Genomic DNA, 22,561 nt, shown 5'->3' with positions numbered 1-22,561 from the left:
TGCAATGCAAAGCAAGAAAAACGAAATCTGGGTTGGCGTCTTCATGCTGGCTGCGCTGCTGGCGCTGTTATTCCTCGGCCTGCGCGTTGCCGATCTCAAAACTATCGGCACCGAACCAACGTGGAAGATGTATGCCACCTTCGATAATATCGGCGGACTGAAAGTCAGTTCTCCGGTGAAAATTGGCGGCGTGTTGATTGGCCGGGTGTCAGATATTGCGCTGGATGAGAAAACCCTCTCACCGCGTGTGACCATGGATATTAGCGATAAATACGCTAATAAGATTCCCGACACCAGCTCATTAGCCATCCGCACTCAAGGCCTGCTCGGTGAGCAGTTCCTGGCGCTGAATTTAGGTTTTGACGATCCCGAGCTTGGCTCTTCTATGCTGAAAGATGGCGGCACGCTGCGTGACACCAAGTCGGCGCTGGTGCTGGAAGACCTGATCGGTCAATTCCTCTATAAAAGCGGCGATAACAAATCTGACGATAAATCACAGGGTGCGCAGAGTGCACCGGCAGCACCTGCAACAACGGAATAACCTACGAGGTAAAACATGATGTTTAAACGTTTACTGATGATTGCCCTGTTGGCAATCGCACCGCTGGCAGCCAACGCCGCAGCGGATCAAACTAATCCTTACAAGCTGATGAACGAAGCGGCGGAAAAGACCTTCACCCGCCTGAAAAACGAACAGCCGAAGATTAAGCAGGATCCGAACTATCTACGCGAAGTGGTACGTCAGGAACTGATGCCGTACGTACAGATAAAATATGCCGGTGCGTTGGTTCTTGGTCGCTATTATCGCGATGCGACACCGGCGCAACGTGATGCCTACTTTGCCGCGTTCGGTGATTATCTGGCACAGGCTTACGGCCAGGCGCTGGCGCTGTACAACGGTCAAACCTACCAGATTCAGCCGGAGCAGCCGATTGGCGATGCCAATATCGTGGCGATTCGCGTCACCATCATCGATCCTAATGGGCGTCCGCCTGTGCGTCTCGATTTCCAGTGGCGTAAGAACAGCCAAACTGGCAACTGGCAGGCGTATGATATGGTGGCCGAGGGCATCAGCATGATCACCACGAAACAGAATGAGTGGGGCGATCTGCTGCGTACCAAAGGCATTGATGGCTTGACGGCTCAGCTGAAAACCTATGCCGCACAGCCGATCACCCTGGATAAAAAGCAATAATGAGTGAACCGTTAAGCTGGCAGCGCACTGCCAGCACGCTGGCCTTAAGCGGCAAATTAGATCGTGATACTTTGCTGACCTTGTGGCAGGAACGTGACACTGCGGTGGCTGATATCACCACCATTGATGTCGCCGGGCTGGAAAGGGTGGATTCAGCGGGTTTAGCGCTATTGGTGCATCTGCGTGAAATTGCGCGTGCTCAAGGCAGCGCACCACTTTTCTCTGGGATCTCCGATAAACTCCAGTCACTGATCACGCTGTATAACCTGCAGCAGATTATTGTTTCTGCGGAAAAAATCGCCTGATCAAATGATGTCGATGCTAAGCCCCTGATTTTTTCAGGGGCTTTTGCGTATTTAAGAGTCAGACGCTTTCCTCTAAGATGTCTGCCTTATTATTATTAAGCGAAGTAACGAGCGATGGAAAATAGTGAAGTTCAGGCCGTGCTGATGCAGGCGCTGGCATTAGAAGAAGTACACGTACTCAGCAACGATGGCAGCCATTTTCAGGTCATCGCGGTGGGCGAAATGTTCGGCGAACTGAGCCGCGTGAAGAAGCAGCAGGCTGTGTACGCGCCGCTGATGGAATATATTGCGGATAACCGTATTCATGCGGTTTCCATCAAAACTTATACCCCAGCCGAGTGGGCGCGCGACCGTAAACTCAACGGTTTCTAAGTGCCTCACCGGTTGTTTTATTGATAGATAATTGAGAGCGGTGTTAATGGACAAATTTCGTGTGCAAGGCCCCACCCGTTTAAGTGGTGAAGTGACCATTTCCGGGGCGAAGAATGCTGCGTTGCCGATTCTGTTTGCTGCGCTGCTGGCTGAAGAGCCGGTAGAGATTCAGAACGTACCGAAGCTGCGTGATATCGATACCACCATGAAGCTGCTGAATCTGCTGGGTGCGCGCGTTGAGCGCAATGGTTCGGTCCACGTTGATGCTCGCGAAGTTAATGTTTTCAGTGCGCCATACGATTTAGTGAAAACCATGCGTGCTTCGATTTGGGCGCTGGGTCCGCTGGTGGCGCGTTTTGGTCAGGGCCAGGTTTCACTGCCGGGCGGCTGCGCTATCGGTGCACGCCCGGTCGATCTGCACATTACTGGCCTGGAACAGCTGGGTGCGGAAATTAAGCTGGAAGAGGGCTACGTTAAAGCTTCTGTCAATGGCCGTCTGAAGGGCGCGCATATCGTGATGGATAAAGTGTCTGTCGGCGCTACCGTTACCATCATGAGCGCGGCCACGCTGGCCACCGGCATCACCATCATTGAGAACGCCGCGCGTGAGCCGGAGATTGTCGATACGGCAAACTTCCTCAACACGCTGGGTGCGAAAATCACCGGCGCGGGCACAGACAAAATCACCATTGAAGGTGTTGAGCGTCTGGGCGGCGGCGTTTATCGCGTGCTGCCAGATCGTATCGAAACCGGTACTTTCCTGGTCGCAGCAGCCATTTCACGGGGCAAAGTTATTTGCCACAACACGAAGCCAGATACGCTGGATGCCGTGCTGTCTAAATTGCGTGAGGCTGGTGCAGAGATCGAAGTGGGCGAAGATTGGATCAGCCTGGATATGCACGGTAAGCGTCCAAAAGCGGTGAATATCCGTACCGCGCCGCATCCTGGCTTCCCTACTGACATGCAGGCGCAGTTCACACTGTTGAACCTGGTGGCAGAAGGAACCGGTGTGATTACCGAAACCATCTTCGAAAACCGCTTTATGCATATCCCTGAGCTGATTCGTATGGGCGCGCACGCGGAAATTGAGAGCAATACAGCGATTTGTCATGGCGTAGAAACCTTGTCGGGCGCGCAGGTGATGGCCACCGATTTGCGTGCATCAGCGAGTCTGGTGCTGGCGGGTTGTATCGCGGAAGGCACCACGATAGTGGATCGTATCTATCACATCGACCGTGGCTACGAGCACATCGAAGATAAGTTGAAAGCGATGGGTGCAAATATCGAACGCGTAAGCGGCGAATAATTTCTGCTTCGTAGATCAAAAAAACCAGTCACGGCAACGCGGCTGGTTTTTTTTCATTGGTATTACAGTCAGATCTTTTTACGATCCTTCGGCGATCGTATGCACTTCTTGCGATCCAATAACTGGCCGGTAACAGGATCGTAATATCGGCTTGGCCAGATGTCTGCCGGATGAACCTTGATCGCATTGGCGATTAGCCACTCACCTTTGGGCCAGGGACGCGACAGCGCATTGGCCAGCGTTGAGGAGCTGAGCCCTGATTCGCGTGACAGCGCTGCCAGTGATGTGCCTTTCTTACGTAATGCAGCAATGATATCTGCCGGGTGCCAATCCGCTTTCCTTGTGTACATAACTCTCTTCTCCATGTCCGTGTTATTACTTCATCTCCGCTGTAAAAAGGCGCTCCCGTGGCAGAGATATCTGGAAAAAACCCGCGTTTTTATAGCAAATGTTTCCCGTAATTTTCCAGTAAATGTTTGGCCGGCGCACGAAACTGCGTCGCTTTTCGCAAAAGCGATGCAAGAGATGTAAGTAAAAAGGGAGAAGAGTGAGGAAGGAAACGGGGCCAGAGAAGGCCCCGTTGAAATCAGAAATCGCGCTGTACTGACATGTGCGCCAGCGCTTCGAGGGCGCTGCGCCACGGGCTTTCGGGTAATACCTGCAGTGCTGCGATGGCTTTATCTGCCTCTTCTTCAGCGCGTTTGCGCGTCCACTCCAGCGAGCCAGTCTGTTGCATCGCTGCCAGCACCGGTTCCAGCAGATGACGACCGTTACCTTCTTCAATGGCTTTACGGATCATCTGCGCCTGCTCAAGCGTTCCGTTGTGCATCGCGTGCAGCAATGGCAGCGTCGGTTTACCTTCGCTCAGGTCATCACCGGTATTTTTGCCCAGCGTTTCACCATCTGCGCTGTAATCCAGCAAATCATCAATTAACTGGAAAGCGGTGCCAAGGTAGCGACCATAATCCTGTAACGCCTTTTCCTGCGCGGGCGTCGCCTCAGCTAAAATCGCCGACGCTTGCGAAGCAGCTTCGAACAGGCGAGCGGTTTTGCTGTAGATCACCCGCATGTAGCTCTCTTCAGTGATATCGGGATCGTTGCAGTTCATTAACTGCAGCACTTCTCCTTCGGCGATCACGTTGACCGCTTCCGACATCAGCGCAAGGATCTTTAAGGATCCCATGCTGGTCATCATCTGGAATGAGCGCGTATAGATAAAATCGCCCACCAGCACGCTTGCCGCATTACCGAACGCGGCGTTAGCGGTGGCTTTGCCACGGCGCATATCGGATTCATCCACCACATCATCGTGCAGCAGCGTCGCCGTATGGATAAATTCGATCAGCGCCGCATTAGTGATGTGCAACGATCCCTGATAATTCAGCGCGCGTGCCGACAGCACAGCGATCATCGGACGGATGCGTTTGCCCCCGCCGCTGATGATGTAATAGCCCAACTGGTTAATCAGTGAGACTTCTGAATTCAGCTGCTCGAGGATGGTCTGGTTGACGGCCGCCATGTCCTGCGCGGTTAATTCATTAATCTGTTCTAAGTTCATTCGTCTTTTCAGCTTTACTCGTTTTTTGCATGGTAAGCGCTTTACACAGCGTGAGTTCAGGTAATCTGTTACTGATTGTACTTGAAAAATCGGGTTGCGAAACGTTTGCATTCGCCTTGCGCTTTTTTTCTGCAAGAGAGTGCAAAGTGCTCTTGTCTTCTGCTGGAGTATTGCGTAGAATTCGCGCCCTATTGTGAATATTTATCGCGCCGCCTGATGAATAGAAAGGCACGCGCAGAAGCGGAGTTTTATATGTACGCGGTTTTCCAAAGTGGTGGTAAACAACACCGAGTAAGCGAAGGTCAGACCGTTCGCCTGGAAAAGCTGGACATCGCAACCGGTGAAACCATTGAGTTTGACCAGGTTCTGATGATCGCAAATGGCGAAGACGTGAAAATCGGCGCGCCACTGGTTTCAGGCGGTGTGATCAAGGCAGAAGTTGTTGCTCACGGTCGTGGCGAGAAAATTAAAATCGTTAAGTTTCGTCGTCGTAAACACTACCGTAAGCAAGCTGGTCACCGTCAGTGGTTCACAGATGTGAAAATCACTGTGATCGGCGCGTAAGAGGAGATCTGACAAATGGCACATAAGAAGGCTGGTGGCTCGACCCGTAACGGTCGCGACTCCAACGCAAAACGTCTGGGTGTAAAACGTTTCGGTGGCGAATCTGTTCTGGCAGGTAGCATCATCGTTCGTCAGCGTGGCACCAAATTCCACGCAGGTAGCAACGTAGGTTGTGGTCGTGACCACACCCTGTTTGCCACCGCAGACGGCAAAGTAAAATTCGAGATTAAAGGCCCGAACAACCGTAAATATATCAGCATCGTTGCTGAGTAAGGTTGTCGTGCTGCAGACGTCTAACGTCTGAATACACGAATGAAAGGCCCCGCAGCTTTGCGGGGCTTTTTACATTCTGCTACTGAGCTTGCTGGATAACAGTTACGCTTTAGCACAGTTGTTGTACAATTTATGTACTCCTGGCTTTGCCAGTCTTGTATTATCCGCCGTCGGTCAGCGCAGAAGACCCTGGCGGACCCGTTTGCGGCCTGCAAGCTGCCGTGAACGACAGCGTGACGGAGAAATAAAATGAAGTTTGTAGATGAAGCGACGATCCTTGCGGTCGCGGGTGATGGCGGCAATGGTTGCGTAAGCTTCCGCCGTGAAAAATATATTCCAAGAGGCGGCCCGGATGGCGGCGACGGCGGCGACGGCGGCGACGTGTATTTGTTGGCGGATGAAAATCTCAACACCCTGATCGATTATCGCTTTGAAAAGTCTTTCCGTGCCGAACGTGGCCAGAATGGCCAAAGCCGTGATTGCACCGGTAAACGTGGTAAAGACATTATCGTTAAAGTGCCCGTTGGTACCCGCGTAATTGACCAGGGTACCGGCGAAACGCTGGGCGACATGACGCGTCATGAGCAGAAGCTGATGGTGGCGAAAGGCGGCTGGCATGGCCTTGGTAACACGCGCTTTAAATCCTCAGTTAACCGTTCCCCGCGTCAAAAAACCATGGGAACACCGGGCGAGAAGCGTGACCTGCAACTGGAACTGATGCTGCTGGCTGACGTTGGTATGTTGGGTCTGCCGAATGCCGGTAAATCGACCTTTATTCGCTCGGTATCCGCAGCGAAACCCAAAGTTGCGGATTATCCGTTCACTACGCTGGTGCCAAGCCTTGGCGTGGTGCGTATGGACAACGAAAAGAGCTTTGTTGTCGCCGACATTCCTGGCCTGATTGAAGGCGCAGCGGATGGCGCAGGTTTGGGTATTCGCTTCCTGAAGCACCTTGAGCGCTGCCGCGTGCTGTTGCACCTGATCGATCTTGCCCCTATCGATGAATCTGATCCGGTAGAAAATGCCCGCATCATTCTCGGCGAACTGGAGAAATACAGCGATAAACTGTTCCAGAAGCCGCGCTGGTTAGTATTCAACAAATGTGACCTGCTGAGCCGCGAAGAAGCGGAAAGCCGTGCCAAAGCGGTAGTGGAAGCATTAGGCTGGGAAGAAAAATATTACCTAATCTCTGCGGCTAGCCATGATGGCGTGAAAGATCTTTGCTGGGATGTGATGAGCTTTATCATCGAAAATCCAAAAGAAGCCGAAGAAGAAACTAAAGAGCCAGAGAAAGTGGCCTTCATGTGGGATGATTATCACCGTGAAGCCATGGAAACGGCGCAGGAAGTGGAAGAAGACGACGATTGGGATGACGACTGGGACGAAGAAGACGACGAAGGCGTCGAAATCATTTACCAGCGTTAATCGTACAAAAAAGCGGCCCGAAGGCCGCTTTTTTTATGTCTTAACCCAGCACCGCCACCGTCAATCTCGAGGTGCAGCACAGTTGGTCGCGGGCGTTACGAATCTCAATCTGCCAGCTTTGATTACGCGCACCAAGGTGTAACGGGCGGCAAATACCGCGCACTTCACCGCTGCTTACTGCACGATGGTGGCTGGCGCTCACCTCAATCCCCACCACGCTTTTACCTTCTTCGATGCTGAGATAACCGGCAATCGATCCCATCGACTCCGCCAGCACCACAGAAGCGCCGCCGTGCAGCAGGCCAAACGGCTGATGCGTGCGGGCATCCACCGGCATGGTGGCTTCGAGATAATCTTCACCGATGGTGGTAAACACAATGCCAACGTGTGCCACCAGCGAGTTTTCACCCATCTTATTCAACGTTTCAACATCGACCGAACGTTTCCAGATTGCCATAACTTAGGATCCCAGCGTTGCGCCACCGTCGACCACAATATCCTGCAGCACCACGTGGCTGGCAAGATCCGACGCGAGGAACATCACGTTAGCAACGATCTCCTGCGGTTTAGCGATCTTACGCAGCGGGATCCCCAGCTTGTACTGATCCGGGAAACCATTGATCATCTCCTGCTCGGCTTCTGGCGTATGCCACAGGCTGCGTTGCATATCGGTATCGGTGGAACCCGGAGAAACGATATTGCAGCGCACGCCGTAAGGCGCCATCTCTAAACCCACGGTCAGACACAAGCTGCGCAACGCCGCTTTGGAAGCGCCATAAGCGGACATACCAAGGCGCGGCGCATGTGCCGCATTAGAGGCGATAGTCACAATCGCACCCGCACGCTGCTGGCGAAACACCGGCAAGGTTTGCTGAAACAGGTTGAACGCGCCGCCGGCATTCACCGCCAGACACGCCTGCCAATCGTCGAACGACAGTTCATCGGTGCTGCCAATACGCAGGATGCCGGCACCGTTCACCAGCACATCGAGACGCGGCTGATCTGCCAGCAAACGCTGACAAACCGCTTTCACCTCGGCGGCGTTCGCCACATCCAGCACCTGCGTGGTGAAAGGATAGTCGGCCTGTTCGAAACGCAGATCGAAGCCGATAACCTGCGCGCCCGCCTGATGGAAGCTCAGCGCGGTGTGGTAACCAATCCCTTTGCCTGCGCCGGTTACCCAGACGATTTTTCCACTGAAATCGAAAGTTGCACTCATTTAGCTGGCGCCCTTGATAACAGCGCCCACCAGCCATCGATGGTCGGATTTTTTGCCAGACTGACGAAATCGATGTCGCTGTGCACCTGACGCCAGCGCGCCGCCAGCGCCATCACGCGTACTGAATCCAGACCGTAATCGATCAGGTTCTCGTCATCTGCAGGTACATCGTCATCTTCCAGCAGCGGCAGAATCAGCGCACGCAGATCGTCTTTGCTCAACGGCAGCGGCATCAGGTCGGCGGTCATCACTACTTTACCGCTGCGACCTGCGGTGTAAGTCAGCGCCATCATGTGCTCTTCGCGCGTGAAGTCGGCCAGCGCATCCGCCACCATAAATGGCTGGATATTACGCATAAAGGCGTCAGTCGCGGTGGTCAGGCAACCGATGTGCGCGTACACGCCGGTGATGATTAGCTGATCGCGGCCCATCTCCTGCAGGATCGATTCCAGCGGTGAGCGCACGAAGGCGCTGTAACGCCATTTGGTCAGCACCTGGTCGTCCTGATCCGGTGCCAGCGCATCAACGATCTTCTGCTGATCCGGATGTTTGTTCAGGCCCGGCCCCCACATGTCGTTGAGGAGTGCGCGATCGGCATCGCTCTGTTCGTTCGGCTGAGCGGTATAGAACACCGGTATGCCCTGCGCTTTGCAGTAAGCACGCAGACGAGCGATGTTTTCCACCACCTGATTAACCAGCGGGCTGTTTTCGCCCCAGAAATTAAGGAAGTAAGCCTGCATATCGTGAATCAGCAGCGCGGCACGCTGAGGCTCAAGCGCCCACTTCACTTTGTTGGTAGGCAGTTCAGTCGCTGCGGGCAGCGCGTAAGCGTTCAGTTTTGGAATAGCCATTACAATCTCCGGAACAGGTCAGGCTTGCGCTTGTTGGTCGGCAAGCTGTTGGCGTAAACGTTTTTTATCCACCTTGCCGACAGGCGTCAGCGGCAGGGCATCGACGCAGGTAATACGGTCAGGTAATTTGAACTCGGCCACGCCCAGTTCTCGCAGGTGACGACGCAACGCCACTGCTTTGATCGGTTGGCTGGCAACGATAAAGGCGCAGCTCTTTTCACCCATCAATTCGTCGTTCATCGACACCAGCGCGGCGTGGATCACATCCGGATGGCGTTGCAACAGATTTTCGATCTCTTCCGCGGCGATCTTCTCGCCACCGCGATTGATCTGATCCTTTTCGCGCCCTTGCACGGTGATGTAGCCCTGCGCGTCGATCTCAATCAGATCGCCCGAACAGTAAAACCCGTTGGCGTCGAAGCTGGCGGCGTTATGTTCCGGGCTCTTGTAGTAGCCACGGAAGGTGTAGGGGCCGCGCGTCATCAGGCGACCGATGGTGCCGGTTGGCAGCGCGTTGCCGTGCTCGTCAGCGACCCACACTTCGTCATCTTCAGAGATCGGGCGGCCTTGCGTGGTGAGAATGATGTTCTCATCGTCGCCAAAGCGCGTGTAGTTCACCAGACCTTCGGCCATGCCGAAAACCTGCTGCAGCTGACAGCCAATTTCACGCTGAATACGTGCCGCGAGGGTTTCGCCCAGCTTGGCGCCACCCACCTGAATGCGCTGCAGCGAAGCCAGCTGTTTATTACTGCCCCATTCCTGAATCGCCTGTAGCCACAAACTCACCGCCGGCGGCACCAAACCGGTATCGGTGACCTGATGCTTCTCAATCAGCGGGAAGCAGAGCGTGGCGCTGGGATCGGCAGCCAGAATCACCTGACCACCGGCATAAAACACACCGAGCGAACCCGGGGAGCTCATGGCAAAGTTATGCGGCGCGGGCAGGGCGTTGAGATAACGCGTATCGGCGGTCACCTGACAAATCTCATCACTGGCGCGAATGCTGTAGTAATAGTCGTTGTGGGTGCGCGGAATCAGCTTCGGCGTGCCGGTGCTGCCGCCGGAGAGCTGGAAAAACGCCACTTCATCAGCGGCGGTTGGTGTGGCGAGGTAATCACCCGCGGCTTCCGCCATCAGCGCTTCCAGCGTATTTTCCGGCTGGTTGTCATTACGCAGAATCACCTGCTGCAGCGAAGGCTGCGCGGCGCACAGCGCGTTGATAAAGCTATCATCAGCAAACAGCGTGTGAGTGCGATCGGCAATCAGCAGTTTAGGTTCGATCTGCGCCGCATAGGCGCTTAGTTCGGTGCGCTGATGGCTGAACAGCGCAAATACTGACGCTACGCCGAGCTTAAACAGCGCAAATACCGTGACATAAAAATCGGCCACGTTGCCAAGCTGCACCAGCGCAGTATCGCCATTTTGCAGGCCACGACGCTGCAGCGCGGCGGCCAGGTTGCTGCTCAGCACGTCCATTTCGCGATAGCTGATCTGGCGATCGCCATCAATCACCGCGATGGCATCATTATGCTGATGACGCGCCAGAATGTCGGTCATCGGCACATCCAGCCAGTAACCTTTTTCGCGATAGCGCGCAGCCAGGTCGTCCGGCCAGCGAGTATAGGGAATGCTCATGTTCTTTCCTTTATTGCAGTCCAAAGGCGCGCAACATGGTGTCCAGCTTCACGCCGGTTTCACGCCATTCTGATTCGGGTTGGGAGTCGGCCACGATGCCCGCACCGGCAAACAGGCGCACCCGCGTGCCATGCACGGTGCCGCAGCGGATGGTGACCACCCATTCGCCATTGCCCTGGCTATCGCACCAGCCGACGATGCCGCCAAACAGTTGGCGATCAAAAGGTTCCAGCTGCTGAATAAGCTGCTGCGCGCGCTGATGGGGGAAACCGCTCAACGCAGGCGTCGGGTGCAGCAGGCAGGCCAGCGACAGCGCATTTTCGCGCTCATCCTGCACTTCGCCGTCGATTTGCGTGGCGAGATGCCACAGCGTGGCGGTGGTAATCAGCGACGGAATGGTCGGCACCGACAGCAAACGGCTGCGCGGCTGCAAGGTGTCGCGCATCGCGTCGGTCACCAGTTTGTGCTCATGACGATCTTTGCCGGAATCCATCAGCTTATCGCCAGCGGCACGATCCTGCTGGGCATCGTCGTGATTGCGCCGCGCTGAGCCCGCCAGCGGACAAGAGCTAAAATCGCGCCCCTGTTTGCGCAGCATCAGCTCCGGACTGGCACCAATCAGCGCACCGCCTTGCGGCAGCGGCAGATGGAAATGGTAGCTGTTGGGGTTCTGCGCAATCACGCGCTGCATCAGCGCTGCGGTATCAACCGGCTGTTCGGTAACGATATCCATCAGACGCGACAGCACCACTTTATCCAGATCGCCGCGCTGCGTGGCCGCCACCGCATCTGCCACCATCGTGGTAAACACATCGTGATCCGGCACTGCGGTGCGACGTCGCACCTGCGGCAGATCGCTGACGTTTTCCGGCAACGCGTTTTGCAGGTCAGCGCGATTAAACGTCTGATAGGATTCAGGAATAAACAGCGCGGCGGGCTGGCTGACGTCAAACGGGATCGCCCCGACCAGAATCGGATTGTCGATGCCCTGTTTTTTCGCCGCGGCAAAATGCTGACGTAACTGTTGTTGGAAATCACCGTCCAGCGACGCGGCGTCATCTACCGGCGCGGTAACGGTGGTATAGCATCCTTGCGTTGCCAAACTACGCCACGGCGAGGTAAAGAGGAAACCACGGCTTAGCGCGGAATAATCCTTCAGCCAGGCATTTTCAAACGTGGAAGATTCCACCATAATTTTCACCTATAAATGATAAGATTATTAAGAATGATTATCATTTTTATTATGGGCCTGTAACCTACGTCGATTGGGCAAAAGTGTCAATCCATTCGCGGGATTTCAGCTGCGTTTAGCCGTAATCAGGCGCTGACGCTCAGCAGGGCAATATGCTAAAAAGTGGACCAAAACTTATGAATAAATGCGGTTTTTGGGGCATTGCAGCCCTTATAGGTATTTTCCAGATTTTCACCAGCGTCGCTCATGCCGAACAGGGTTGGCCGCGCACCGTTCAGGGTGCCAACAGAGCGATTACGCTCAATCACGCGCCGCAGCGCATTGTCTCGACCAGCGTCACGCTGACCGGATCGCTGCTGGCCATTGATGCGCCGGTGATTGCTTCCGGCGCAACTGCGCCGAACAGTCGCCTGGCCGACGATCAGGGTTTCTTCCGCCAGTGGAGCGATGTTGCCAAAAAGCAACATCTTCAACGTCTGTACATCGGTGAACCGAATGCCGAAGCGGTTGCCGCGCAAGCGCCGGATCTGATTATCGTCAGCGCCACCGGCAACGATTCTGCCATCAAGCTCGCCGAACAGTTTTCGGCTATTGCACCGACGCTGGTGGTCAATTACGACGACAAAAGCTGGCAGGATGTCGTCACGCAGTTAGGCCAGGCGACCGGGCATGAAGCGCAGGCGGCGCAGCGCATTAAAGCTTTCGACGATCGTGAAGCGGCGCTGAAAAAAGCCATCACGCTGCCACCGCAGCCGGTCTCCGCCATGGTATGGAACGGCGGCGGACGCGCAGTCAATGTGTGGACCGCGGCTTCGGCGCAGGGCAAGCTGCTGGAACAACTTGGCTTCACCCTGGCAACGCCACCGGCGACGGTTGAGCAGGGACACAGCATGGGACAGCGCAAAGACATCATTCAGCTGTCGGGCGAAAACGTTGCCAGCGGCCTGACCGGTAAAACCTTCCTGCTGTTCGCCGCTGACGATAAAACCACGCAATCGGTGCTGAACAATCCGTTCCTTGCACAAAACGCGGCGGTGCAGGGCAAGCAGGTTTACGAGCTGGGCGTCGATTCCTTCCGCCTTGATTACTACAGCGCCAGCAATCTGCTGGCGCGTCTGGAGAAGCTGTTCGTTAAATCATGATGCCTGTTCCGTCAGCTCCGGTGCTGGCGGATGGTAACGACGTAAACGGCCCATCACCCACCACATCACGATGCCGAGCAGCGCCGCCGTAAAGCCAAATACCGCGGCGGCCTGCGGTGGCAGCAACCATGAACCCATCGCACCAATCACCGCCGCACCAATCGCATCGCCGGTCACGTTCTGCGCGGTCCACAAGCCGTTGATGCGGCCTAACAGATGATCTGGCGTTAATGCCTGAATCATCGCGTACTGCACCAGGCTGTTGATGGCGCTGAAGTAACCGAAAGCGACTAAACCGGCTAACGCCAGCGGCAGGTTCGGCATCAGGCTAAACAAACCCAGCGCGACAAATGCTGCAATCGCACTGCCGAGCACCAGCTGTCCGGGACGCGCGGCGTGTTTCAGTTTACCGCTGGTGAACGCGCCGATAGCTGCGCCGAGCGGCACGGCGGCATACATCAGGCCAAGCTGGTCAGCGCTCACAGACCAATGCGGCGCGAGCGACGGATAGAGCACGCGCACCGCGCTGGCCAGCGTGACTAATGCGCCAATCAGCGCCACCATGCCGACAATCGGGCTGGCGAAAAGAAACTGCACGCCAGCGGCGAGGGATTTCAGCGGATGTTCACGCGGTTGTGGCGGCGGCGGCAAAGTGGGCAATTTCAGCAGCGTTAACACGGTAAGTAAGGTGCCAAAGGCAGCGAGTGCGTAGTTCCACGTCACGCCGCCGTGAGCAATCACCAGACCAGCAATCGCCGGCGATAAAATGGAGCCGAAGCGCACCGTCAACATGGTGATAGCGCCCGCCTGCATAATGTTTTCCCTACCGACCAGCGCGGGCGTCGCCGCCAGCAGCGCGGTGACGCCAATCGCGCCGAAAAAACCATCCCAGAAACCCAGCAGATAAACCGCGATCAGAGAGGGTTCTGGCAGCGCGGCGTTAATGGCCAGCGCGATAAAACCTAAGCCGCAGGTGGATCGGGCAAACAAAATCAGCTTTTTGCGTTCATGGCGATCCGCCAAAACGCCGCCGGTGAGCAGGCCGATAAACATGCCCGCAGCGGCCAGTGTCACCGCTAATCCCACCAGCAGCGGTGAATGGGTCATGTGCTGAATCTGCACCGGCACCGCCACGGCGAGCATGCCGAGCGCGACAATCGAGATAAAACGCGCGATAAACACCGCGCGAAAAGCCGGATGGGTTTTCAGCAGCGAGAGATCGATAAAGTGGGAAGATTTGTTCATGTGTTCGCCTTATTGCACCAATTTTCCTCATCGTCCGCGAGGCGAGTCATGGTAACATAGCTAAACGCGAGTAATAACGATAACCATTATCAAGTTACATCGCGCATGCGACGACGTTGAACAGTGAAGGTTTAGAACGCTATGCGCCAGATTCGTGCATTAGCAGGCTCAGGGATTCTGCTCTTGCTCCTCATTGCGCTCAGCTTAATGCTGGGGGCAAAATCAATACCGCTTCCCGATGTTTATCATTCGCTTACCACCTCCTGTCACAGCGCGGAGTGCGTCATTGTGCGTGATGCGCGCCTGCCGCGTACGCTGGCCGGTTTGCTGGCGGGCGTGGCGCTCGGCCTCGCTGGTGCGTTGATGCAGAGCCTGACGCGCAATCCGCTGGCCGATCCCGGCATTCTTGGCGTCAACGCCGGAGCAGGTTTCGCGGTGGTAATTGGCATTGCGCTGTTCGGTGCTGACTCGCCGGTGGATTGGCTCGGCTTCGCCTTTGGCGGCGCGCTGCTGGCGTCCGTGCTGGTGGCGATGACCGGCGCGATTGGCGGCGGACGCGTCAATCCGGTGCGTCTGACGCTGGCCGGCGTGGCGCTGGGCGCGGTGCTGGAAGGATTAACCTCTGGCCTGTCGCTGCTCAATCCCGATATTTACGATCATCTGCGCTTCTGGCACAGCGGCTCGCTGGATATTCGCAATTTCACTACGCTGCGCACGCTGTTCCCGGCGGTGCTGCTCGGCAGTGTGGTCGCCATTGCGCTATCGCAGGCGCTGAACAGTTTGAGTATGGGCGGCGACATGGCGACCGCGCTCGGCACGCGGGTGGCGCGCACCCAACTGCTGGGCCTGCTGGCGATTGCGCTGCTGTGCGGCGCAGCCACCGCGGCGGTGGGCCCGATTGCCTTTGTCGGTTTAATGACGCCGCACTTTGCCCGCTGGCTGGTGGGCAACGATCACCGCTGGATGCTGCCTGCGACCGCGCTGATCACGCCGATTTTGCTGCTCGCCGCCGATATCCTTGGCCGCCTGCTGGTGGCGGGTGAGCTGCGGGTTTCCATCGTCACGGCGATGCTCGGTGCGCCGATGCTGATTGTGCTGGTGCGCCGTAAATTGGGCCGGGGTGCACTATGACGCGTCGTGTCGGGTTACATACGCTTTGGCTGCTGTGCGCCTGCGCTCTGCTGGCTTATCTGGCGATGACGCGCGGTGCATTGCAGATCAGCAGTGATCAAATCTGGCAAATTCTGCTCGGGCAGGGCGCCAGCAACGTCAAACTGATCGTGCTGGAATGGCGCTTGCCGCGCGTGCTAATGGCGCTGCTGATTGGTGCGGCGTTAGGCATCAGCGGCGCGATTTTCCAGTCGCTGCTGCGTAATCCGCTTGGCAGCCCGGACATTCTCGGTTTCAACACCGGCGCTTACAGCGGCGTGCTGGTGGCGCTGGTGCTATTTAATCAAAGCGTCACGGCGATGACCGGCGCAGCGTTGATTGGCGGCATCGCCACGGCGGCGCTGGTCTATCTGTTTGCCTGGCGCAACGGCGTAGAGACCTTCCGCCTGATTATCGTCGGCATCAGCGTGCGCGCGCTGCTGATGGCGTTGAATTCCTGGCTGATTATCAGCGCCTCGCTGGAGTCGGCGCTGAGTGCGGGCTTGTGGAGCGCCGGATCGCTCAACGGCATTACCTGGGCAAAAACGCCGCCAGTGATTGCGGTGCTGCTGCTGGCGTTACTGTTGATGGCGCTGCTGGCGCGGCGGATGCGTTTGCTAGAGATGGGCGACGATACCGCCTGCGCGCTTGGCGTGCCGGTGGAGCGCAGCCGCATGTGGCTGATGCTGATTGGCGTGGTGCTCACGGCGGCGTCAACCGCGCTGGTCGGGCCGATTTCGTTTGTCGCGCTGCTGGCGCCGCAGATTGCCCGTCGTCTTGGCGGCGGCGTTAAAGGTGCCTTGCCGCTGGCGGCGCTGTGCGGTGCGCTGTTATTGATTGCTGCAGACTTCGCCGCACAGCATCTGTTCCTGCCATATCAATTACCGGTTGGCGTGATAACCGTCATTCTCGGTGGACTTTATCTGATTGCTTTACTGGTGCGGGAGGCGCGACGCCAATGACCGATATCCCTTCACGTCTGCGCGGCGATAGCCTGACGCTGGGCTATGACAAAAAGGTGGTGGCAGAGAATCTGTCAGTGACGATTCCGCAAGGTGAGCTGACGGTGATTATCGGCCCTAACGCCTGCGGAAAATCGACGCTGCTGCGCACGTTGAGTCGCTTGCATACGCCGTTAAAAGGTGAGGTGTTGCTGGATGGCGCGGCCATTGCCAGCTATCCCACCAAAGAAGTGGCGAGGAGTTTGGGTTTGCTGCCGCAAAGTTCCAACGCGCCGGCGGGCATCAGCGTCACCGAGCTGGTGGCGCGCGGACGTTATCCGCATCAGGCGCTGTTTGGACGCTGGCGTGCGGAAGATGAAGTGGCGGTGCAGAACGCGATGCGCGCCACCGGCGTGGCCGATTTGGCCCAGCAGTCGGTGGATACGTTATCGGGCGGTCAGCGTCAGCGCGTGTGGATTGCCATGGTGCTGGCGCAGGAAACGCCGCTGCTGCTGCTGGATGAACCGACCACCTGGCTGGATATCACCCATCAAATTGAGCTGCTGGAATTGATGCAGGAGCTGAATCAACAGCATGGGCGAACGCTGGTGGTGGTGCTGCACGATCTTAATCACGCTTGTCGCTATGCCACGCATTTGATTGCGATGCGTGACGGCAGGATTGTCGCCGAAGGGAAGCCGTCGGAGATTGTGACGCCCGCGTTGATCGAGCAGGTGTATGGCTTGCGCTGCGTGATTGTGGACGATCCGGTGGCGCATACGCCAATGATTGTGCCGCTGGGGCGCGGGGGATAATTAAACACGGTGCGCGCGGGCCCTCATCCCAGCCTTCTCCCGCTTGCGGGAGAAGGGGCCGACCCAGCTTGTATGTTACCCCCTTACCACACCTAAACATTCCCTCTCCCGCCAGCGGCTCCTGATTGTTCCCTCTCCCGCTTGCGGGAGAGGGTTAGGGTGAGGGAAAGATCGCTATTGCAACAACCGCTGCAACAACGGCCCAATCTGTTCAAACATCTGCGGTGAAATGATCTCCACGTGGGCGCAATCCATCGGCCACACTTCCAGTTCACCGATATACGGCGCCCAGGCGCGGCGCGCATCTTGTCCTGGCTGCTGCGTCTGTTCGGCGAGGAACAGCGTGGCGCGACCGTTGAAACGCGCGCTGCGTGCGGTTGCCAGCAGGCGCACCGAACTGGCGTAGTTGGCCTCGATGGTATCGAACATCGCACGCATCTCTTCACCGGCCTGATGGCGCTGCGCGGCGATAAACTGCTCGCGCTCGCGGTTCACCTCTTCCAGCACCGCCGGATCCAGCACGTTCTCGCCGCGTTTCTCATCCCAGTTTTGCGTTTCTGGTGGCCAGGTATCCAGCAGGCCGAGGAACGCCACCTCTTCACCGGCTGCTTCCAGCCGGGCCGCAATGCCTTGCGCCAGGGTGCCGCCAAGCGAATAGCCGAGGAAATAGTAAGGTCCGTGCGGCTGCACGTCGCGCAGGGTTTGCAGATGGGCGTCGCACACGTCATCCAGATGCGCGCTTTGGTTCAGCGGGCTACTGATATCCGGCGACTGAATGCCGACCAGCGACCAGCGCGCATCGAGATAACGCTGCAGGATGCTGAATTGCCAGGCAAACCCTGACGCCGGATGGAAGCAGAACAGCGTTGGTCCGTTGCCCTGACGCAGCGGCAGCACCGCTTCGAAACCGGCTTGCTGATGGGATTGCGTATCACTGAGCAGCGTTGCCAGCTTCTCCACCGTGGAGGCCACCATGATTTGTCCCACCGACACCGGCTGTTGCAGCTCACGGCGCAGCTGCGCCGCCAAGCGCATCGCCAGCAGCGAATGGCCGCCGAGGGCGAAAAAGTCATCCTGCGCGCTGATTTCCTCGCGCGCCAGCAGCTGACAGAAAGCGTTTGCCAGCGTGGTTTCCAGCCCAGCGTGCGGTGCCCGTCCCGTGTGGGCGCTGGCGGATGCGGGCAACGGCAGCGCTTTGCGATCCAGCTTGCCATTGCTGCTGAGCGGGAAGGCATCGAGCTGCACAATGGCTACCGGCACCATATGCGCGGGCAAGCGTTGCGCCAGCGCCTGACGCAGCGCGTCGCGATCAACCGGCTGCCCGGCAATCACGTAGCCGACCAGCTGACGCGCATCACCTTGCGCTGCCGTGCCGCCAAGCACCACCGCGTTTGTGACCGCCTGCTCAATGCCGGGCTGCGCGCTGAGCACATGATCGATCTCATTTAGTTCGATACGCTGACCGCGAATTTTCAGCTGATCATCGCTGCGACCGAGATATTCCACCGCGCCGTTATCCAGCCAGCGCGCCACGTCGCCGGTGAGATACATGCGCTCGCCGGGCATGAAAGGATCGGCGATAAAGCGGCTGGCGGTGAGATCGGGACGGCCGAGATAGCCATGCGCCAGCTGCACGCCGGTTAAGTAGAGATCGCCCGCCACGCCCGGCGGCACCGGCTGCATGCGGGCATCAAGGATGCGCAGGCCGGTATTCCACACAGGGAAACCAATCGGCACGCTGGCACCTTCGACGGCGGCCAGGGCAGCACCAAACGCCGGATACCAGCTGACATCCACCGCCGCTTCGGTTGGGCCATACAGATTGTGCAGCGGCACGCGCGTCAGTTTTTCCCACTCGCGCGATAAATCCGTCGGCAGCGCTTCACCGCTGCAGAACACGTTACGCAGGCTGGCGCAGCAGGCAATTGCCGGTTGATCATCCAGCGCCGCGACAAAGGCCGCCAGCATTGAGGGGACGAAATGCGTGGTGGTGACTTGGTAGCGGGCAAACAGCTGCTGCAGCGCTTCCGGGTCGCGATGGGCTTCTGGCGGTGCCATCACCAACTGCGCACCGACCAGCAGCGGCCAGAAGAATTCCCACACCGAAACGTCGAAGCTGCTCGGCGTTTTTTGCAGCACCACGTCATCGGCTTGCAGCGGATAGCGATCCTGCATCCACAACAGGCGATTGACGATGGCTTCATGCCCCACCAGCACGCCTTTAGGGCGACCGGTCGAACCTGAGGTGTAAATGATATAGGCGCCATCCTGCGGCGTCGGCGCGCTGGCCGGCTGCGGTGCATGGGCATTGTGATACAGCACATCAAAATGCAGCTGATTGACCGACGCGATGGCGCTGAAGCGCGCGCTGAGCGCTGCGCAGGTGATCAGCGTTTTTGGCGCGGCGTCTTCCAGCATCAGCTGTAAGCGGTCATCCGGATAACCTGTATCGAGCGGCAAATAGGCAGCGCCGAGCGAAACAATCGCCTGTAGCGCCAGGGATAGCTGCACTGAACGCGGCAGCGCCACGGCGACAATATCGCCACGCTGCACGCCGGCGGCGCTGAGATCGGCGGCCAGCGCAAACACCTGCTGTTGCATCGCGCGATAGCTAAGCTGATGCTGCGCATCGGCTAGCGCCGGTGCATCGGGGGTGCGTGCCGCCTGCTGCGCTAACAGTGACGCCAGCGTTTCTGCTGGCAGCGGATAGGCGGTTTGGTTGATCGCGGCAATCTGCGCATGCTCTTCGGCAGTGAGCAGATCGAGTTCGCCGCACGGCTGCTGCGGCTGTTGCGCCAGCTGATCGAGCAGCAGGGCAAAGCGGCTGGCATGACGCTGCAAAGTTTGTTCGCTGTAGCGTTCGGCATTGGCCAGCAGCTCCAGCGTCAGTTCACCGTGCTCGCTGATGTAAATGGCGATCTCCAGATCGCGCACCGGCCCGGACGCCAGTTGATGGGTGATGCCTTCCACGCCAGCGAAATCGAGCTGGTAATCAAACATCTTCAGGTTGATCACTGGACCGTACAGCGGATCGCCATCGCCGAGGCGGCCGAGATCGCGCTGCACCTGTTCGGCGTCATAGCGTTGATGACGACGCATCTTTTTCACTTCGCCCGCCAGCTGGGCGGCGAGCGCGCCGATCGGCTGCGCGGGATCGTAATGGATTGCCATCGGCAATACGTTGATTACCGGACCGGTGGCGCACAAAGCAGCCGAGCCGATGCGGCGCATAAAGATGAAGCCAGCGGCAAAGTCGTTTTGCCCGCTGAGACGCGCCAGCCACAGCGCCACCAGCGCAAAGGCGAGATCGGCCGCGCTGGCGTGCGGATGCTGCTGCACCAGCCTCTGGAAGGTGCTGCGATCCAGCGTAACGCTGTGGCGCAGCAGATCGGTGCTGGCGTGTTGACCGGCGAGCGGCAGCGGCGAGAGCGAAGCCGGTGAGGGCAGCGCCGCCCCTTTTTCGCGCCAGAACTGGCTGTCACGCGCAAAAGAGGAGGATTCGCGGTAGCGCTGATACTCGTCCACCACTTCGCTAAACGGAATAAACGGCGTCGGTTCAGCGGCTTGCTGGCGTACAGCCGCGCTGTATAGATTGGCGATGCGGCGCGTCAGCGCGGTAAAGCTGAAGCCATCCACCACCAAATGATGATAGCGCTGATACCAAAACCAATGCTGATCGTCGAGACGGAACAGGCGGTGATGCCACAGCTTTGCGCCGCTCAATACACGCAGATCGCCATTCATATCGTCACGCATCAGCGCGCGCGCTTTGGCGGGTGCATCGGCCTCCGCGCGCAAATCGACAATCTGCGGCAGGCTAAAGGCGTGTGGCTGCGGCCACTGCAAGGCTTCGCCTTCCACCTCACCAAAGGCCATATTCAGCGTATCGGCTTCCTGCATGCCCGCAACGATCGCCTGCGCCAACAGGGCGCTATCAATCTCACCGCGCAGTTCGACAAAATGCGCCACCGCGTAAGCATTGTGGTGAGGTGACAGCTGATCGGCAATCCAGATGCCGGGCTGTGCCGCGACTAACGGCAAGGTTTGTTGGTCGGTCATAGGCTTATTCATCAGGGATTCGGACATGGATGCTCCGGTTTGCTCCACAGCGCTTGCAGGCCATTCAGCAGGCCGCCGCGCCAACAGAGCGCGTCATGGCCACCTTCCACCGGCAGGTAATTCACCTGATAGCCGGCAGCGCTAAGCTGCTGTTGAAGTTGTTGATTAGCTTGCAGAATCAAGCCTTCGCGCTTGCCCGCTTCGAGCCAGAAACGCAGCGGTTGACGCGGTGCAAGACCGTTATCCAGCGCCTGCAGCAGCCAGCCGTGCGGATTGCCGCGTTCCGGCCACCAGAAGGAGCCCGATAAGCTGAGCGCGTTGCCAAAGATTTCCGGCCAGTGCAGCGCGGCAAACACCGACGCCAGGCCGCCAAAGCTTTGTCCGGCGACGATGGTACTGTCCGCCTGCTGGCGATAAGGCGTTGATTGTGCAACTTGCGGTAACAGTTCTTGCTGAATGGCTTGCCAAAACTGCGCGTTACACGGCAGCTCGCGGCTGCGGTGTTCGCGGTCAATGATGTCGATAAACAGATACACCGCTGGCGGCAAAGAACCGGCATCAGTGAGCTGCTGCAGCGGTCCGGCAATCGGCATGCTGTGCGCCCAGAATTGCCCGTCAAGCATGATGGCCAGCGGACGCTGTGCGGGATTGGCTCCGCCGGTGGTGTAAATCCACACCTTGCGGCTGTTGCCTAATAGCGCGCTATCCCATTGTTGCTGTTGCAGTTCAATGGTTGGCGCTGTGCCGTTATCCACCGCTTGCCACAGCTGTTGATCGGGCGCGTGAGGCAGATGCAGCGGCGAGACGCCCATGCCGCGACCACCGGACCAGCCACGTAAGCTGTTCAAAGGATCGGCCTGCGCCGTCGGGAATTTGTCGCGCCACCAGTTGCGCAGCGTGGACATGTCGGCAACGCCAGTGAAGTCCGTGGCCTGTTCATCGGGCATCAAACAGTAACTGCCGCGCCAGTTGGCGGGCAGCGAGGTCTGCCAATACCAGACGTTGGTGCCCGCCACACGCATTAACGACTGCGGCGGGCGGCGCTGGTGGTGATCGGTCACGCCGGTAATGTTAATCCACACGCGCTGGGTCGACGATTGCGTCTCGTCGCCTTGCGGGTCACGCCAGAAGAAGGTGACCTGACATTGGCCATCGTCTGCTAACTCAATGCGGGGAATGCCTTGGGATTGTTGCGCCTGCCACCAGGCCGCACTGCCGGTTACATCATTTCGCCAGGTCATAGGGCTGCCAGTCGGTGTTTACGCGGAGATTTACATAAGCCTGATGAATAATACTATTGATAATAATTTGCATT

General features: G+C 57.6%; 22 protein-coding genes. 12 read left to right on the top strand and 10 right to left on the bottom strand.

Annotation, left to right across the window (positions count from 1 at the left end; genetic code table 11):
* Positions 1 to 4: 4 nt before the first annotated feature.
* The 5 genes from mlaD (at position 5) to murA (ending at position 3,178) form a co-directional block, all read left to right on the top strand.
* Entirely contained in the window at positions 5 to 541 is a 537-nt protein-coding gene (mlaD, locus tag PZBJ_RS09555; protein ID WP_101762277.1) for an outer membrane lipid asymmetry maintenance protein MlaD, read from the top strand.
* Between the two features lie 18 nt (positions 542 to 559).
* Complete coding sequence (gene mlaC / locus PZBJ_RS09550) at positions 560 to 1,195, top strand: phospholipid-binding protein MlaC (protein ID WP_101762276.1); 636 nt, start codon at positions 560 to 562, stop codon at positions 1,193 to 1,195.
* Complete coding sequence (gene mlaB, locus PZBJ_RS09545; protein WP_101762275.1) at positions 1,195 to 1,500, top strand: lipid asymmetry maintenance protein MlaB; 306 nt, start codon at positions 1,195 to 1,197, stop codon at positions 1,498 to 1,500. The genes mlaC and mlaB overlap by 1 nt, the downstream gene beginning before the upstream one ends.
* Before the next feature lie 114 nt (positions 1,501 to 1,614).
* Positions 1,615 to 1,872, top strand: a complete 258-nt coding sequence (gene ibaG, locus PZBJ_RS09540; RefSeq protein ID WP_008104351.1) for a BolA family iron metabolism protein IbaG — start codon at positions 1,615 to 1,617, stop codon at positions 1,870 to 1,872.
* 46 nt (positions 1,873 to 1,918) lie between these two features.
* A complete protein-coding gene (gene murA, locus PZBJ_RS09535; protein ID WP_101762274.1) occupies positions 1,919 to 3,178 on the top strand; it encodes a UDP-N-acetylglucosamine 1-carboxyvinyltransferase in 1,260 nt (419 codons plus the stop codon).
* A 68-nt stretch (positions 3,179 to 3,246) separates the two neighbouring features.
* Here the strand turns inward: murA and PZBJ_RS09530 are convergent, their stop codons facing one another.
* Entirely contained in the window at positions 3,247 to 3,528 is a 282-nt protein-coding gene (locus PZBJ_RS09530; RefSeq protein WP_101762273.1) for a helix-turn-helix domain-containing protein, read from the bottom strand.
* Positions 3,529 to 3,764: 236 nt separating this feature from the next.
* The gene (gene ispB, locus PZBJ_RS09525) at positions 3,765 to 4,736 is read right to left on the bottom strand and encodes an octaprenyl diphosphate synthase (protein WP_101762272.1); all 972 of its coding nucleotides are present in this window, start codon (positions 4,734 to 4,736) and stop codon (positions 3,765 to 3,767) included.
* Between the two features lie 252 nt (positions 4,737 to 4,988).
* On the opposite strand from ispB, the gene rplU reads away from it, so the two are divergent.
* From rplU to cgtA, 3 genes are all read left to right on the top strand, one after another.
* Entirely contained in the window at positions 4,989 to 5,300 is a 312-nt protein-coding gene (rplU, locus tag PZBJ_RS09520; protein ID WP_007886644.1) for a 50S ribosomal protein L21, read from the top strand.
* Positions 5,301 to 5,315: 15 nt separating this feature from the next.
* On the top strand, positions 5,316 to 5,573 hold the full coding sequence (gene rpmA / locus PZBJ_RS09515) for a 50S ribosomal protein L27 (RefSeq protein ID WP_007886647.1): 258 nt from the start codon (positions 5,316 to 5,318) through the stop codon (positions 5,571 to 5,573).
* A gap of 249 nt (positions 5,574 to 5,822) precedes the next feature.
* Positions 5,823 to 6,998, top strand: a complete 1,176-nt coding sequence (gene cgtA / locus PZBJ_RS09510; RefSeq protein ID WP_101762271.1) for an Obg family GTPase CgtA — start codon at positions 5,823 to 5,825, stop codon at positions 6,996 to 6,998.
* A gap of 40 nt (positions 6,999 to 7,038) precedes the next feature.
* Here cgtA and PZBJ_RS09505 read toward each other — a convergent pair whose 3' ends face one another.
* From PZBJ_RS09505 to PZBJ_RS09485, 5 genes are read right to left on the bottom strand one after another with little or no spacing between them, the layout of a single operon-like run.
* Positions 7,039 to 7,455, bottom strand: coding sequence for a hotdog fold thioesterase (locus tag PZBJ_RS09505; protein WP_101762270.1), 417 nt, complete (start codon positions 7,453 to 7,455; stop codon positions 7,039 to 7,041).
* 3 nt (positions 7,456 to 7,458) lie between these two features.
* Positions 7,459 to 8,217, bottom strand: coding sequence for a 2,3-dihydro-2,3-dihydroxybenzoate dehydrogenase (gene dhbA, locus PZBJ_RS09500; RefSeq protein WP_101762269.1), 759 nt, complete (start codon positions 8,215 to 8,217; stop codon positions 7,459 to 7,461).
* Entirely contained in the window at positions 8,214 to 9,068 is an 855-nt protein-coding gene (locus PZBJ_RS09495) for an isochorismatase (RefSeq protein ID WP_101762268.1), read from the bottom strand. Before PZBJ_RS09495 ends, dhbA begins: the two co-directional genes overlap by 4 nt.
* A gap of 18 nt (positions 9,069 to 9,086) precedes the next feature.
* Positions 9,087 to 10,703 (bottom strand): (2,3-dihydroxybenzoyl)adenylate synthase, encoded by a 1,617-nt coding sequence (locus tag PZBJ_RS09490; RefSeq protein WP_101762267.1) that lies wholly within the window; start codon positions 10,701 to 10,703, stop codon positions 9,087 to 9,089.
* Between the two features lie 10 nt (positions 10,704 to 10,713).
* Entirely contained in the window at positions 10,714 to 11,895 is a 1,182-nt protein-coding gene (locus PZBJ_RS09485; RefSeq protein WP_101762374.1) for an isochorismate synthase, read from the bottom strand.
* Positions 11,896 to 12,071: 176 nt separating this feature from the next.
* Between PZBJ_RS09485 and fepB the strand changes: the two genes are divergently transcribed.
* Positions 12,072 to 13,037, top strand: coding sequence for a Fe2+-enterobactin ABC transporter substrate-binding protein (gene fepB / locus PZBJ_RS09480; protein WP_101762266.1), 966 nt, complete (start codon positions 12,072 to 12,074; stop codon positions 13,035 to 13,037).
* Here the strand turns inward: fepB and entS are convergent.
* On the bottom strand, positions 13,032 to 14,282 hold the full coding sequence (entS, locus tag PZBJ_RS09475; protein WP_101762265.1) for an enterobactin transporter EntS: 1,251 nt from the start codon (positions 14,280 to 14,282) through the stop codon (positions 13,032 to 13,034). The genes fepB and entS overlap by 6 nt on opposite strands.
* 141 nt (positions 14,283 to 14,423) lie before the next feature.
* Here entS and fepD point away from each other — a divergent pair, with 141 nt between their 5' ends.
* From fepD to PZBJ_RS09460, 3 genes are read left to right on the top strand one after another with little or no spacing between them, the layout of a single operon-like run.
* On the top strand, positions 14,424 to 15,413 hold the full coding sequence (gene fepD, locus PZBJ_RS09470) for a Fe(3+)-siderophore ABC transporter permease (protein WP_101762264.1): 990 nt from the start codon (positions 14,424 to 14,426) through the stop codon (positions 15,411 to 15,413).
* Positions 15,410 to 16,393 (top strand): iron-enterobactin ABC transporter permease, encoded by a 984-nt coding sequence (gene fepG / locus PZBJ_RS09465; RefSeq protein WP_101762263.1) that lies wholly within the window; start codon positions 15,410 to 15,412, stop codon positions 16,391 to 16,393. The genes fepD and fepG overlap by 4 nt, the downstream gene beginning before the upstream one ends.
* Entirely contained in the window at positions 16,390 to 17,187 is a 798-nt protein-coding gene (locus PZBJ_RS09460) for an ATP-binding cassette domain-containing protein (protein ID WP_101762262.1), read from the top strand. Before fepG ends, PZBJ_RS09460 begins: the two co-directional genes overlap by 4 nt.
* Positions 17,188 to 17,361: 174 nt before the next feature.
* Here PZBJ_RS09460 and PZBJ_RS09455 read toward each other — a convergent pair whose 3' ends face one another.
* On the bottom strand, positions 17,362 to 21,273 hold the full coding sequence (locus tag PZBJ_RS09455) for an enterobactin synthase subunit F (protein WP_101762261.1): 3,912 nt from the start codon (positions 21,271 to 21,273) through the stop codon (positions 17,362 to 17,364).
* Positions 21,258 to 22,487: an enterochelin esterase gene (fes, locus tag PZBJ_RS09450; RefSeq protein ID WP_101762260.1), complete on the bottom strand. Its 1,230-nt coding sequence runs from the start codon at positions 22,485 to 22,487 to the stop codon at positions 21,258 to 21,260. Before fes ends, PZBJ_RS09455 begins: the two co-directional genes overlap by 16 nt.
* Positions 22,488 to 22,561 lie beyond the last annotated feature (74 nt).

Origin of the sequence: Pantoea endophytica (assembly GCF_002858935.1) — a bacterium.
Taxonomy (GTDB): domain Bacteria; phylum Pseudomonadota; class Gammaproteobacteria; order Enterobacterales; family Enterobacteriaceae; genus Pantoea; species Pantoea leporis.
The sequence above is the reverse complement of the archived record's forward strand: the minus strand, read 5'-3'. Positions and strand labels throughout refer to the sequence as shown.

Bases quoted from the DNA above. Each gene is read 5' to 3' on its own strand.
- mlaD (WP_101762277.1), top strand. From the start codon at position 5: ATGCAAAGCAAGAAAAACGAAATCTGGGTTGGCGTCTTCATGCTGGCT.
- mlaC (WP_101762276.1), top strand. From the start codon at position 560: ATGTTTAAACGTTTACTGATGATTGCCCTGTTGGCAATCGCACCGCTG.
- mlaB (WP_101762275.1), top strand. From the start codon at position 1,195: ATGAGTGAACCGTTAAGCTGGCAGCGCACTGCCAGCACGCTGGCCTTA.
- ibaG (WP_008104351.1), top strand. From the start codon at position 1,615: ATGGAAAATAGTGAAGTTCAGGCCGTGCTGATGCAGGCGCTGGCATTA.
- murA (WP_101762274.1), top strand. From the start codon at position 1,919: ATGGACAAATTTCGTGTGCAAGGCCCCACCCGTTTAAGTGGTGAAGTG.
- PZBJ_RS09530 (WP_101762273.1), bottom strand. From the start codon at position 3,528: ATGTACACAAGGAAAGCGGATTGGCACCCGGCAGATATCATTGCTGCA.
- ispB (WP_101762272.1), bottom strand. From the start codon at position 4,736: ATGAACTTAGAACAGATTAATGAATTAACCGCGCAGGACATGGCGGCC.
- rplU (WP_007886644.1), top strand. From the start codon at position 4,989: ATGTACGCGGTTTTCCAAAGTGGTGGTAAACAACACCGAGTAAGCGAA.
- rpmA (WP_007886647.1), top strand. From the start codon at position 5,316: ATGGCACATAAGAAGGCTGGTGGCTCGACCCGTAACGGTCGCGACTCC.
- cgtA (WP_101762271.1), top strand. From the start codon at position 5,823: ATGAAGTTTGTAGATGAAGCGACGATCCTTGCGGTCGCGGGTGATGGC.
- PZBJ_RS09505 (WP_101762270.1), bottom strand. From the start codon at position 7,455: ATGGCAATCTGGAAACGTTCGGTCGATGTTGAAACGTTGAATAAGATG.
- dhbA (WP_101762269.1), bottom strand. From the start codon at position 8,217: ATGAGTGCAACTTTCGATTTCAGTGGAAAAATCGTCTGGGTAACCGGC.
- PZBJ_RS09495 (WP_101762268.1), bottom strand. From the start codon at position 9,068: ATGGCTATTCCAAAACTGAACGCTTACGCGCTGCCCGCAGCGACTGAA.
- PZBJ_RS09490 (WP_101762267.1), bottom strand. From the start codon at position 10,703: ATGAGCATTCCCTATACTCGCTGGCCGGACGACCTGGCTGCGCGCTAT.
- PZBJ_RS09485 (WP_101762374.1), bottom strand. From the start codon at position 11,895: ATGGTGGAATCTTCCACGTTTGAAAATGCCTGGCTGAAGGATTATTCC.
- fepB (WP_101762266.1), top strand. From the start codon at position 12,072: ATGAATAAATGCGGTTTTTGGGGCATTGCAGCCCTTATAGGTATTTTC.
- entS (WP_101762265.1), bottom strand. From the start codon at position 14,282: ATGAACAAATCTTCCCACTTTATCGATCTCTCGCTGCTGAAAACCCAT.
- fepD (WP_101762264.1), top strand. From the start codon at position 14,424: ATGCGCCAGATTCGTGCATTAGCAGGCTCAGGGATTCTGCTCTTGCTC.
- fepG (WP_101762263.1), top strand. From the start codon at position 15,410: ATGACGCGTCGTGTCGGGTTACATACGCTTTGGCTGCTGTGCGCCTGC.
- PZBJ_RS09460 (WP_101762262.1), top strand. From the start codon at position 16,390: ATGACCGATATCCCTTCACGTCTGCGCGGCGATAGCCTGACGCTGGGC.
- PZBJ_RS09455 (WP_101762261.1), bottom strand. From the start codon at position 21,273: ATGTCCGAATCCCTGATGAATAAGCCTATGACCGACCAACAAACCTTG.
- fes (WP_101762260.1), bottom strand. From the start codon at position 22,487: ATGACCTGGCGAAATGATGTAACCGGCAGTGCGGCCTGGTGGCAGGCG.